This window comes from Pseudomonas sp. App30, assembly GCF_047947025.1.
Taxonomy (GTDB): domain Bacteria; phylum Pseudomonadota; class Gammaproteobacteria; order Pseudomonadales; family Pseudomonadaceae; genus Aquipseudomonas.
In genome coordinates this window covers 3,158,771-3,171,276 of record NZ_CP133165.1, presented here as the reverse complement: position 1 = coordinate 3,171,276, position 12,506 = coordinate 3,158,771, and the positions used below count along the sequence as shown (strand labels likewise).

General features: G+C 64.3%; 12 protein-coding genes. 7 read left to right on the top strand and 5 right to left on the bottom strand.

Annotated features, from left to right (window positions below; genetic code table 11):
• Positions 1-201: 201 nt before the first annotated feature.
• From RAM80_RS14755 to RAM80_RS14745, 3 genes are all read left to right on the top strand, one after another.
• Positions 202-2,007, top strand: coding sequence for a phenylacyl-CoA dehydrogenase (locus tag RAM80_RS14755; RefSeq protein ID WP_416427212.1), 1,806 nt, complete (start codon positions 202-204; stop codon positions 2,005-2,007).
• Positions 2,008-2,180: 173 nt separating this feature from the next.
• Positions 2,181-3,452 carry a diguanylate cyclase gene (locus RAM80_RS14750; RefSeq protein ID WP_416427211.1) on the top strand — a complete coding sequence of 424 codons (1,272 nt, stop codon included), beginning with the start codon at positions 2,181-2,183 and terminating at the stop codon, positions 3,450-3,452.
• 149 nt (positions 3,453-3,601) lie between these two features.
• Entirely contained in the window at positions 3,602-5,380 is a 1,779-nt protein-coding gene (locus tag RAM80_RS14745; protein ID WP_416427210.1) for an acyl-CoA dehydrogenase C-terminal domain-containing protein, read from the top strand.
• Between the two features lie 226 nt (positions 5,381-5,606).
• Here the strand turns inward: RAM80_RS14745 and RAM80_RS14740 are convergent, their stop codons facing one another.
• Positions 5,607-6,500 (bottom strand): LysR family transcriptional regulator, encoded by an 894-nt coding sequence (locus tag RAM80_RS14740; protein ID WP_416427209.1) that lies wholly within the window; start codon positions 6,498-6,500, stop codon positions 5,607-5,609.
• 102 nt (positions 6,501-6,602) lie between these two features.
• Between RAM80_RS14740 and RAM80_RS14735 the strand changes: the two genes are divergently transcribed.
• The 4 genes from RAM80_RS14735 to RAM80_RS14720 all read left to right on the top strand — a co-directional run bounded on the left by RAM80_RS14735 (position 6,603) and on the right by RAM80_RS14720 (position 8,248).
• Complete coding sequence (locus RAM80_RS14735) at positions 6,603-7,103, top strand: hypothetical protein (RefSeq protein ID WP_416427208.1); 501 nt, start codon at positions 6,603-6,605, stop codon at positions 7,101-7,103.
• A 207-nt stretch (positions 7,104-7,310) separates the two neighbouring features.
• Positions 7,311-7,607 carry a type II toxin-antitoxin system HigB family toxin gene (locus RAM80_RS14730; protein WP_416427207.1) on the top strand — a complete coding sequence of 99 codons (297 nt, stop codon included), beginning with the start codon at positions 7,311-7,313 and terminating at the stop codon, positions 7,605-7,607.
• A complete protein-coding gene (locus RAM80_RS14725; RefSeq protein WP_416427206.1) occupies positions 7,604-8,005 on the top strand; it encodes a helix-turn-helix domain-containing protein in 402 nt (133 codons plus the stop codon). The genes RAM80_RS14730 and RAM80_RS14725 overlap by 4 nt, the downstream gene beginning before the upstream one ends.
• 84 nt (positions 8,006-8,089) lie before the next feature.
• Positions 8,090-8,248 (top strand): YqaE/Pmp3 family membrane protein, encoded by a 159-nt coding sequence (locus RAM80_RS14720; protein ID WP_008365129.1) that lies wholly within the window; start codon positions 8,090-8,092, stop codon positions 8,246-8,248.
• Between the two features lie 297 nt (positions 8,249-8,545).
• On the opposite strand, the gene RAM80_RS14715 is transcribed toward RAM80_RS14720, so the two are convergent.
• The 4 genes from RAM80_RS14715 to pqqC are packed head-to-tail and all read right to left on the bottom strand — an operon-like array spanning position 8,546 to position 12,506.
• Positions 8,546-10,381, bottom strand: a complete 1,836-nt coding sequence (locus tag RAM80_RS14715) for a prolyl oligopeptidase family serine peptidase (RefSeq protein ID WP_416427205.1) — start codon at positions 10,379-10,381, stop codon at positions 8,546-8,548.
• On the bottom strand, positions 10,347-11,507 hold the full coding sequence (pqqE, locus tag RAM80_RS14710) for a pyrroloquinoline quinone biosynthesis protein PqqE (protein ID WP_416427204.1): 1,161 nt from the start codon (positions 11,505-11,507) through the stop codon (positions 10,347-10,349). Before pqqE ends, RAM80_RS14715 begins: the two co-directional genes overlap by 35 nt.
• Entirely contained in the window at positions 11,479-11,754 is a 276-nt protein-coding gene (gene pqqD / locus RAM80_RS14705; RefSeq protein WP_416427203.1) for a pyrroloquinoline quinone biosynthesis peptide chaperone PqqD, read from the bottom strand. Before pqqD ends, pqqE begins: the two co-directional genes overlap by 29 nt.
• Positions 11,751-12,506, bottom strand: coding sequence for a pyrroloquinoline-quinone synthase PqqC (gene pqqC, locus RAM80_RS14700; protein ID WP_416427202.1), 756 nt, complete (start codon positions 12,504-12,506; stop codon positions 11,751-11,753). Before pqqC ends, pqqD begins: the two co-directional genes overlap by 4 nt.

Below are 12,506 nucleotides of genomic sequence, written 5' to 3'. Positions count from 1 at the left end.
TTCACCGCACCGTGCCTGGCCTGCGGCGTACCCCCCTGCGCGCGCATTTCCTGGCCACCGGGTGTAGTCTGGTCGAAGGATGCTTGACAACTTTTCGGCGTAAACGTATGTTTCAAACAACTGTTTGACAGAGAGCCATCCACCGCTGGTTGGTCTGTTGCGGTCACCACATTCCAGTTTCATCAGCAGAGGTTTATCGCTATGCCTGACTACAAGGCCCCCTTGCGTGATATTCGCTTCGTACGTGACGAACTGCTTGGCTATGAAGCGCACTATCAAAGCCTGCCGGCTTGCCAGGACGCTACCCCGGACATGGTCGACGCTATCCTTGAGGAAGGCGCCAAGTTTTGCGAGCAGGTACTGGCTCCGCTGAACCGGGTGGGTGACACCGAAGGCTGTACCTGGAGCGAGTCGGGCGTGAAGACGCCGACCGGCTTCAAGGAAGCCTACAAGCAGTTCGTCGAAGGCGGCTGGCCAAGCCTGGCCCACGACGTGGCGCACGGCGGCCAAGGCCTGCCCGAGTCCCTGGGCCTGGCGGTCAGCGAGATGGTGGGTGAGTCGAACTGGTCGTGGGGCATGTACCCAGGCCTGTCCCACGGCGCCATGAACACCATTTCCGAGCACGGCACCGCCGAGCAGCAGGACGCCTACCTGACCAAACTGGTGTCGGGCGAGTGGACCGGCACCATGTGCCTCACCGAGCCGCACTGCGGCACCGACCTGGGCATGCTGCGCACCAAGGCCGAACCACAGGCCGACGGCACCTACAAGGTCACCGGCACCAAGATCTTCATCTCGGCCGGTGAACATGACATGGCCGACAACATCGTCCACATCGTGCTGGCTCGCCTGCCCGATGCACCGGCCGGCACCAAGGGCATCTCGCTGTTCATCGTGCCCAAGTTCCTGCCCAACGCCGATGGCAGCCTGGGCGCGCGCAACGCCGTGACCTGTGGTTCCATCGAACACAAGATGGGCATCCACGGCAACGCCACCTGCGTGATGAACTTCGACGCGGCCACCGGTTTCCTGATCGGCCCGGCGAACAAAGGCCTGAACTGCATGTTCACCTTCATGAACACCGCTCGCCTGGGTACCGCGCTGCAAGGCCTGGCCCACGCCGAAGTGGCGTTCCAGGGTGGCCTGAAATACGCCCGTGACCGCCTGCAGATGCGCTCGCTCACCGGCCCGAAAGCCCCCGACAAGGCTGCCGACCCGATCATCGTGCACCCTGACGTGCGCCGCATGCTGCTGACCATGAAGGCCTTCGCCGAAGGCAACCGTGCCATGGTGTACTTCACCGCCAAGCAGGTGGACATCGTCAAGTACGGCACCGACGAGGAAGAGAAGAAGAAAGCCGACGCGCTGCTGGCCTTCATGACCCCAATCGCCAAGGCGTTCATGACCGAGGTGGGCTTCGAGTCGGCCAACCACGGCGTGCAGATCTACGGCGGCCACGGCTTCATCGCCGAGTGGGGCATGGAGCAGAACGTGCGCGACAGCCGTATCTCCATGCTGTACGAAGGCACCACCGGCATCCAGGCCCTCGACCTGCTGGGTCGCAAGGTGCTGATGACCCAGGGCGAGGCGCTGAAGGGCTTCACCAAGATCGTCCACAAGTTCTGCCAGAACAACGAAGGCAACGAAGCGGTCACCGAGTTCGTCACCCCGTTGGCGCAGCTGAACAAGGAGTGGGGCGAGCTGACCATGAAGATCGGCATGGCCGCCATGAAGGACCGCGAGGAAGTGGGCGCGGCTTCGGTGGACTACCTGATGTACTCCGGTTACGCCTGCCTGGCTTACTTCTGGGCCGACATGGCGCGCCTGGCCGCCGAGAAGCTGGCTGCCGGCACCACCGAGGAAGCGTTCTACACCGCCAAGCTGCAGACCGCGCGCTTCTACTTCCAGCGCATCCTGCCGCGTACCCGTACCCACGTGGCGGCGATCCTGTCGGGCGCCAACAACCTGATGGAAATGAACGAAGAGCACTTCGGCCTCAGCTACTAAGCGGCCACGCGCTTGGATGAAAACCGCTGCCTTCGGGCAGCGGTTTTTTTTTGGCGCCAAGGTTCAAAATATTGTTTTGGACATTAAACAATCCGCATCACGGCCGATACAGGTGAAGGCACAATGCCACAATTTCGTCCTGGTATCGGATTTTCGTTTTGTCACGTTCACCCATGTTCCATTTCAGCCATTTCCTACCGTCACTGCTGCTGTTGCTGGCAGGGCTCGCGGCTGCCTATGTAAGGGACCTCAACGTATTCTTCACCTCGCTGTTCAACGTGCTGCCCACCCTGGTGTTGCTGTTGGGTGGCGCTTACTGCGCGGTGTATCGCCGCCAGCGCGAGCTGTTCCTGATGGTCACGGTGTACATCGCCTATTTCCTGCTCGACACCCAGACCGACTACTACCGTGATCACGGCCGGGTGCGCGACGACGCGGCCGTGACCTTCCACCTGTGCTGCCTGCTGTTGCCGGCGCTGTTCGGCCTGTTCGGCGGCTGGCAGGAGCGCACCCACCTGTTCCAGGACATGGTGGCGCGCTTCGCCGTGCTGCTGGCGGTGGGCAGCACTGCCCTGGGGCTTGAACAGAGCTTCCCGGTGCCCCTGCTCAACTGGCTGGCGGAAATTCGCTGGCCGTCGTGGCACTGGCAATGGATGAGCCTGATCCAGATGGCCTACCCGGTGTTCTTCCTGGCGGCGGTGCTGCTGCTGGTGCAGTACCTGCGTGAGCCGCGGCCGCTGCATGCGGCGCAGCTGGTGGGGCTGCTGGGGCTGTTCTGGATGCTGCCCAAGACCTTCATCCTGCCGTTCACGCTGAACATCATGTGCAGCCAGGTGATGCTGATGATTGCTTCGGCCGTGGCCCACGAGGCCTACCAGATGGCGTTCCGCGACGAGCTCACCGGCCTGCCCGGGCGGCGCGCGCTCAACGAGCGCATGCAGCGCCTGGGTCGCAACTACGTGCTGGCCATGACTGACGTCGACCATTTCAAGAAATTCAACGACACCCATGGCCACGACGTCGGCGACCAGGTGCTGCGCCTGGTGGCCAGCAAGCTGTCCAAGGTGACGGGCGGCGGCCGCGCCTACCGCTACGGCGGCGAGGAGTTCGCACTGGTGTTCGCGGCCAAGACCATGGAAGAGTGCATGCCGCACCTGGAGGCCATCCGTGAGGCGATTGCCAGCTACAACATCCAGCTGCGCAACCCCGACCGCCCCCAGGACGACAAGCAGGGACGCCAGCGCCGCCATGGCGCCGGTGCGTCCAGCGTGTCGGTGACCATCAGCATTGGCGTGGCGGAGCGGCTGATCGACCACCGTACACCGGAGGAAGTGCTCAAGTCTGCCGACGAAGCGCTGTACAGCGCCAAGGGCGCGGGGCGTAACTGTGTGGTCGGCTTTGGCCAGAGCCGCCGTGGTGCGGTGCGTACCCAGGCTTCGGCTTAGGCCTTGGACGCGGCCTTTGGCCGCTGCTACGGGGGTAAAAGCCATGACCGATAATGACTGTTTGGTCACATAACGACCCTATGTGTCGCAAAAGTTGTTGGGGTACACTGGATTTATCCACTGTCCCAGTCCCCCTTTGCGAGGTTGCCATGGCTGACTACAAAGCGCCCCTGCGCGATATGCGCTTCGTCCTCAATGAAGTTTTCGATGTGGCCAGCCTCTGGGCCCAGCTACCGGCCCTGGCGGAAGTGGTGGACGCGGACACGGTGGAAGCCATCCTCGAAGAGGCCGGCAAGGTCTCCAGCCGCAGCATCGCGCCACTGAACCGCAACAGCGACGAGCAGGGCTGCCGCTGGAAAGACACCGTGGTCAGCACCCCCGATGGCTTCCCCCAGGCCTACCAGACCTACGCCGAAGGCGGCTGGGTAGGCGTGGGCGGCGACCCGGCCTACGGCGGCATGGGCATGCCCAAGGCCGTGTCGGCCCAGGTCGAGGAGATGATCAACTCCTCCAGCCTGGCCTTCGGCCTGTACCCGATGCTCACCTCCGGCGCCTGCCTGTCGCTGCACGCCCACGCCAGCGAGGAACTGAAGCAGACCTACCTGCCGAACATGTACGCCGGCACCTGGGCCGGTTCCATGTGCCTGACCGAGGCCCATGCCGGTACCGACCTGGGCATCATCCGCACCAAGGCCGAGCCCCAGGCGGACGGCAGCTACAAGGTCAGCGGCACCAAGATCTTCATCACTGGCGGCGAGCACGACCTCACCGAGAACATCATTCACCTGGTGCTGGCCAAGCTGCCGGACGCGCCGGCGGGGCCCAAGGGCATCTCGCTGTTCCTGGTGCCCAAGTTCATGGTCAACGCCGACGGCAGCCTGGGCGCGCGCAACGCCGTGAGCTGTGGCTCCATCGAGCACAAGATGGGCCTGCAGGGCTCGGCTACCTGCGTGATGAACTTCGACGAGGCCGTGGGCTACATCGTCGGCGAGCCGAACAAGGGCCTGGCGGCCATGTTCACCATGATGAACTACGAGCGCCTGGGCGTGGGCATCCAGGGCCTGGCGTCGGCCGAGCGCTCCTACCAGAGCGCCGTGGAATACGCCCGCGACCGCCTGCAAAGCCGTTCGCCCACCGGCCCCAAGGCCAAGGACAAGGTCGCCGACCCGATCATCGTGCACCCGGACGTGCGCCGCATGCTGCTGACCATGAAGGCCAGCAACGAGGGCGGCCGCGCCTTCTCCACCTACGTGGCCATGCAACTGGACACCGCCAAGTTCAGCGAAGAGCCGGCCGTGCGCAAGCGCGCCGAGGACCTGGTGGCGTTGCTGACCCCGGTGGCCAAGGCGTTCCTTTCCGACCTGGGCCTGGAAACTACCGTGCTGGGCCAGCAGGTGTTTGGCGGCCACGGCTATATCCGCGAGTGGGGCCAGGAGCAACTGGTGCGTGACGTGCGCATCACCCAGATCTACGAAGGCACCAACGGCATCCAGGCCCTGGACCTGGTCGGCCGCAAGGTGATCGGCAGCGGTGGTGGGTACTACCAGCTGTTCGCCGACGAGATCCGCCACTTCATCGACACCGCCGCGCCGGCCCTGGCCGAGTTCACCAAGCCGCTGGCGGCGGCCCTGGCCAACCTCGATGACCTCACCGCCTGGCTGCTGGACCGCGCCAAGAACGACCCGAACGAAATCGGCGCGGCGTCGGTGGAGTACCTGCACGTGTTCGGCTACACCGCCTACGCCTACATGTGGGCCCTGATGGCCAAGGCCGCGCTGGGCAAGGAAGCGCAGGAAGACTTCTATGCCAGCAAGCTGGGCACCGCGCGCTTCTACTTTGCCCGGCTGTTGCCGCGCATCCACTCGCTGACCGCGTCGGTCAAGGGTGGCAGCGAGTCGTTGTTCCTGCTGGATGCAGAGCAGTTCTAAAAGTCCGACAGGCATGTAGGCTTTCTCCTACATGCCGTGACGGCTTTAGGCGCTTTCGATGCCATGGATCCAGAGGGTAATCTTTGCTCATGGACGTCGCGCAGGAAGCGCCCAACAGAACACGGACACGCAAGGAACCCGCCACTGGACGGCGGGCTGAAAAGGACCTCAGGGATACAGTCTGCGAAACCCCGCCCCGGCGGGGTTTTTTATTACCTGCGGTGGCTCAGCCCAGGGCGGGTGCGATGACGTCTTCCAGCAGTTGGCGCAGCAGCGTCACCGAGGCCTGCTGGCGCTGGGCGTCGCGGTACACCAGGCCCACCTGCAAGGGCACCCGCGGTTCGCTGAGGGGTTTCCACAGCAGCTCCGGGTCTTCGCCGATCTGCTGGGCGCGGCCGGGCAGCACCGTGGCCAGGCGCATGTAGGGCAGGCTGTCGAGGATGCCGGCCATGTTGTTCAGCTCGGCCTGCACTTGCGCGCGCCGGCCCAGGGCGGCCAGCTGCGCCTGCCAGATCTGCCGCACCTGGAACTCCTCGCCCAGCAACAGCATGGGCAGCTCGGCCGCCTGGCGCACCGAGACCTTCTTGAACTCACGCAACGGGTGGTCCGCCGGTATCACCAGTTGCAGCTCGTCCTCGTACAGCAGCACGCCGTGCATGCCCGGCTGGCGTGGCGGCAGGTAGCTGATGCCGATGTCCAGGGTGCCGTTGAGCAGGCGTTTCTCGATCTCCAGCCCCGACAGCTCGTAGATCTGGATCACCAGGTGTGGCTGGGCCTTGCGCACCCGTTCCAGCAACTGCGGCACCAGCGCCGGGTGCACGGTCTGCAGCACCCCGATGGCCAGGGTGCGCAGCGCCTGGCCACGGAAACCCAGCAACGCCTCGCGGGCCTTCTGCATGCCGTCGAGCAACGGCAGTGCATGGTTGTAGAGGGTGTGGGCAGCCAGGGTCGGCAGCAGGCGCTTGTTGCCACGCTCGAACAGGCTGACGTCGAGGCTGTGTTCCAGCTGGCGAATCTGCTGCGACAGGGCCGGTTGCGACAGCGACAGGCGCTCGGCGGCGCGGCCCACGTGGCCTTCTTCATAGACCGCGACGAAATAGCGCAGTTGGCGGAAATCCATAAGTTCTACTTATCGAAAAAGCTCGAAAATCGAAATGGCCGAGTGGCCGGCAAACGCCTAGTCTACGCGCCATTGACAGGGGTTGCAGGTAGGTTGATGGCAATGGGTAGTCACAGACAACTGGGCGTTTACATAGGAAAGACCACGCAGCCGGCCGACGTGCTCAACCTGGCGCCGAGCCTCGCCCAGCTGTGCCACGCCACCGCCTGTGACCAGGCCCTGTTGCTGGGCACTGATGCCAGCGCCCGTGAGGCCGCCATGGCCCTGGCCCTCGACTGGGGCGCGATGCGCCGCCGCAGCGCGGGCCAGATCATCCGCGTAGGCGACGACGCGCCCGGCGATGCGCTGGCCTTCGGCGACCTGCCGGCCCTGCACGCCGCGGTTGATTCACAGACCGTCGCCATCATGCTCCAGCCCACCACCGGCCCTGGCGCCGATGCCTACCTCAATGGCGTGGAACAGCTGTGCCGCGCGCTGGACATCCTGTTGATCATCGACGACTTGAGCGCGCCTGTTGCCCAGCCCGACGAGGTGGCCGCGCCGCCGCTGTTCCAGCGCCTGGGCCTGGCGTTCGCCCGAGCGCGCAGCCACCGCCTGCATTGATTTCCCTGTACCGTCTGCGTGTTTACGCAACGCCCCGGCCTGGATTCCCCCTTGGGTCGGGGCGTTTTTTTTCGTGCTGGGTAGGGACTCTCACAAACTACGCACAACAGAAATACGTCCTACGTGCCAATCAGAAATATCGCATTTTGCGATTTTTCTTGTTGTGCGACAGTAGCCCGCATAGCAAAATGCGATGCGGTAGGTGGAATGCACGTAATAAGTGAGAAGCGAATCTGGGAGGCAAAAGCTCGATGGCCCCGGGGAGCAAATGCGCTGGATGCCTGGTATCGAATCGCCAAGAGCGTTCGTCCTCCTGACTTCGCCGCGATGAAGCAAATATTCCCTGCGACGGACAAGGTCGGCGATCTTCATGTGTTCGATATCGGCGGTAACAAACTGAGGCTGATAGCGGTCGTCAGGTACCGCAGCCAGCGCCTGTATATTCGTTCGATCCTGGACCATGCGCAGTACATGAAAGGCAAATGGAAGGAGGAAATCACTTGAACCCTTCGATCAAGTTCGCAGCAGAGCATTGGCACCTGCTCTCACCGCTTCTGGCCAAGCCCAGGACAGAACATGACTACGATGCATTGGTTGCGTCGCTGGACGAGTTGCTTGATCTGGTTGGCGCCGATGAGGAGCATCCGCTTTCGGGCCTGGTCGATCACTTGGGCGATTTGATTGCTGCCTATGACCATGAGCACCGGCCGATGCCCAAGGCGTCGGGCGCCGAGGTATTGAAATTGCTCATGGACCAGCATCGGCTCAAGCAGGCTGACCTGGCTGAGGTCGGTCCGCAGTCCGTGATTTCGGAGATCCTCGCCGGCAAGCGCCAACTCAACCTTCGGCAAATCCGGGCGCTGTCGCTTCGCTTCAAGGTGTCTGCCGACCTGTTCGTTTGACACCCGCTGCGGCAACGCAGCACGAAGTTGAACCCCCACGCCCACGGTGATGTCAGTTGGTTATCAACCTCCAGGAGCCGTACCATGGACTTTATCCGCATTATCGTCGCCATCCTGCTGCCGCCGCTGGGTGTCTTCCTGCAAGTGGGGTTCGGCGGTGCCTTCTGGCTGAATATCCTGCTGACGCTGTGCGGCTACATCCCCGGGATCGTACATGCGGTGTACATCATCGCGAAACGTTGAAATCGTTCATTTGGGAAATGCCTGACGATTTAACTCGAACTGGCTGACATTCATTTTCGATCCCCGCGATTAGGCTCCACCTCTCCGATAAGACAGAGGTGAAGCCTTTTGAGGCGGGCAAGAAGTGAAAATAGATAATGTAATCAGTCATGTCACGGAAGCCGACGGCAATGTCTTCGTCGATCTTGGGTTTCCCCATGATGAGGCGGTCCGGCTGAAGGCCCTTTCGGAAAAAGCGAGATGCTCAGCAGAATTGGCAAGCCTTTCACCCTCACGGTTGGCTGACACAAGCCTGCCTCACCCCTCCATCACCCGCCGATAAAACCCCCACTCCTGCTCCAGCGCATGCGCCAGGTTCGCCGCCTTGCGGAAGCCGTGGCGTTCGTCCGGGTAGAAGTGCGCCTCGGCGGGCAGGCCGTTGTCCTGCAGGGCCTTGAGCATGTCGCGGGTCTGCTGGGGCACTACCACGGCATCCAGTTCGCCCTGGAAGAAGATCACCGGCGCCTTGATGCTGCCGGCGTGCAGCAGCGGGGTGCGCGCGCGGTAGCGGGCGGCGTCGCGCTGCGGGTCGCCGATCAGCCAGTCCAGGTAGTCGCCCTCGAACTTGTGCGTGGCCTTGCCCAGGGCAACCGGGTCGCTGACGCCGTACAGGCTGGCACCGGCGCGGAAGACGTCGTGAAACGCCAGGGCGCACAGGGTGGTGTAGCCGCCGGCGCTGCCGCCGCGGATGAACGCCTGGTGCGGGTTGATCAGGCCGCGGTCGGCCAGGTGGCCGACCACCGCGCAGGCGTCCTGCACGTCGATTTCACCCCAGCGCAGGTGCAGGGCCTGGCGGTAGGCGCGGCCGTAGCTGCTGCTGCCGCGGTAGTTGAGGTCGGCAACGGCGAAGCCGCGCTGGGTCCAGTACTGGATGCGCGGGTCGAACACCGGGAAGCAGGCCGAGGTAGGGCCGCCATGGATGAACACCACCAGCGGCGGCTGGCGGTCGCCGTTCATGGCCGGGTAGAAGAAGCCGTGGGCCTGGCCGTCGCCACTGGCATAGCGCAGCGGTTGCGGGCGGCTGACCTGGTCGGCGGGCAGCGGTAGCACGCCGCCGGCCAGCACCCGCGCCTGGCGGCTGGCGCGGTCGATGGCGATGACCGCTGGTGGGCAGGTGGCAGAGGCGGCGATGGCGTAGATGAACTGCGCATCGATGGCCAGGCAACGGAAGCGGCTGAAGTCGCCGCTGTAGTCGTGGATCACGCCGTCGTGCTGGGAGATGCCAAGGCGGGCGAAGCCGTCCTCGAACCAGGTGGCGAGGAAACGCTCACCCGCCAGCGGCAGCCAGGTGCTGGCGCCCAACTGCCAGGGCGCGCCGGCGTGGTCGGCCCGGCGCGAGGGCAACAAGGCCCAGCCGTTTGCCGTCTCGCCCCAGGGTTGCCAGAAGCCATCCACGTCGGACAGGCAGCACAGGCGGCCGTCGGCATCGAAGCGCGGCTGCTGCAGCGATTGTTCGTGATCGCCACCCACTTGCTCAGGCTGCCCCCAGGCGCCCGAAGGCAGCCGTCGGCAGGTCATCAGGCGGGTATGGGTCCAGGGCTGGTGGGGCCGGCTCCACTCCACCCAGGCCAGGCGTTGGCCATCGTCGCTGACGCTGGGCGTGGCGTAGAAATCAGCGCCTGCGGCCAGCACCTGGCGCGTGCCGTCGGCCAGGGCAAGGCTCACCAGGCGGTGTTCGACCTGCGCGCCGTGGTGGCTTTCCTCCACGGCGAATACCCACTCGGCGTTGGCCTGCAGGCCACCGTAGCGGCAGTCGTTGTGGCTGAGGCGGCGGGGCACGGTGCCCGCCAGGTCCTGGAAGTAGAGCTGCTGGTCGGCTTCGTTGACGAACACCAGGCCGTCGCCGGCCAGGCAGAACGAGCCACCGCCGTATTCGTAGACACGGCTGCGCACGCTGAAGCCATCAGGCGTCAGGCAGCGCGCTTGTTCGCCCTGCCACCGCCAGATCCGGCAGGCGGCATCCTGGGGGCGGAATTCGTTCCAGAACAGCCCCGCCGGGCCGACCGCCAGTTCGGCAAAGTCGGTGCCGGCGGCAACGGCCTGGGCGGCGCTGAACAGGTCAGGCCTTGGCGATGATTCTCGAGTTTCGTTCATTACGGAAGGCCAGTTGTTCGATCGTCTGCGTGGCAGTCTCGGACTCTTCACGGGCCTTGAGGATGATCCCGTGGTCCGCCGATTTACTGCACACGGGGTCGGCATTGCTGGCATCGCCGGTCAGCATGAAAGCCTGGCAACGACAGCCACCGAAGTCCTTTTCTTTCTCGTCGCAGGAGCGGCACGGCTCCGGCATCCAATCATAACCACGGAAGCGGTTGAAGCCGAAAGACTCGTACCAGATGTGCTGCATGCTGTGCTCGCGCACGTTGGGGAACTGGATCGGCATCTGCCGCGCGCCGTGGCAGGGCAGGGCGGTGCCGTCCGGGGTCACGGTGAGGAAGATGCTGCCCCAGCCGTTCATGCACGCCTTGGGGCGTTCCTCGTAGTAATCCGGGGTGACGAAGATCAGCTTGCAGGGGTTGCCCTCGGCCGCCAGCTTTTCCCGGTACTCGTTGGTGATGCGCTCGGCGCGCACCAGCTGCTCCTTGGTGGGCAGCAGGCCCAGGCGGTTGAGCTCGGCCCAGCCATAGAACTGGCAGGTGGCAAGCTCGACGAAGTCGGCTTCAAGCGCAATGCACAGCTCGATGATGCGGTCGATCTTGTCGATGTTGTGCCGGTGGGTGACGAAGTTCAACACCATGGGGTAGCCATGGGCTTTCACCGCGCGGGCCATTTCCAGCTTCTGCTTGAACGCCTTCTTCGAGCCGGCGAGCAGGTTGTTGACCTGCTCGTCGCTGGCCTGGAAGCTGATCTGGATATGGTCGAGGCCGGCAGTCTTGAAGTCGGCGATTTTCTGCTCGGTGAGGCCGATGCCCGAAGTAATCAGGTTGGTGTAGAACCCCAGCTGCCGCGCCTCGCGGATCAGCTCGGCGAGGTCCTGGCGCACCAGCGGCTCGCCACCGGAGAAACCGATCTGTGCAGCGCCCATTTCCCGGGCTTCACGAAATACCTTGAACCATTGCTCGGTCGTCAGTTCCTTGCCCTGGGCGGCGAAGTCCAGGGGGTTGGAGCAGTACGGGCACTGCAACGGGCAGCGGTAGGTCAGCTCGGCCAGCAGCCACAGGGGCAGGCCGACCGCAGGCTTGGCCGGCAGCTCAGGCAAGTTCGATCCAGTGCTCTGCACGAGCGACCTCCATGAATTGCTCGATGTCGTCACCGAGCTCAGGTACGCCGGGGAACTGCTTGTCCAGCTCGGCGATGATGGCGGCGACGTTGCGCTGGCCATCGATCAGGCCGCCGATGGCGCTGGCGCTGTCGTTGAGCTTGATCATCCCTTCAGGATAGAGCAGCACGTGGCCTTTCTGCGCCGGCTCGTACTGGAAGCGATAGCCGGGGCGCCATTTGGGTGTCAGGTTGCGATCGAAACTCATAAGGCTATCCCCTTGTGCCAGACGCGCTGGTCGGTGACGCTGTGGTAGGGCGGACGGTTCAGCTCGTAGGCCATGGTCATGGCGTCGAGCATGGTCCACAGGATGTCGAGCTTGAACTGCAGGATCTCCAGCATGCGCTGCTGGCCCTCGGCAGTGGTGTAGTGCTGCAGGGTGATGGCCAGGCCATGCTCCACGTCACGCCGGGCCTGGCCCAGGCGGGTGCGGAAGTATTCGTAGCCGGCCGGGTCGATCCACGGGTAATGCTGTGGCCAGCTGTCCAGGCGCGACTGGTGGATCTGCGGCGCGAACAGCTCGGTCAGCGAGCTGCTGGCGGCTTCCTGCCAGCTGGCGCGGCGGGCAAAGTTGACGTAGGCGTCCACGGCAAAGCGCACGCCGGGCAGCACCAGTTCCTGGGAACGCAGCTGGTCGGGGTCCAGGCCCACGGCCTGGCCCAGGCGCAGCCAGGCCTCGATGCCGCCGTCCTCGCCCGGGGCGCCGTCGTGGTCCAGCAGGCGCTGAATCCACTCGCGGCGCACCTCGCGGTCCGGGCAGTTGGCCAGGATCGCGGCATCCTTCATGGGGATGTTGACCTGGTAGTAGAAACGGTTGGCCACCCAGCCCTGGATCTGCTCGCGGGTGGCGCGGCCTTCGTACATCGCCACGTGGTACGGGTGGTAGATGTGGTAGTACGCACCCTTGGCGCGCAGGGCCTGCTCGAATTCGGCCGGGGACATTGCCTTGGCGTCGGTCAT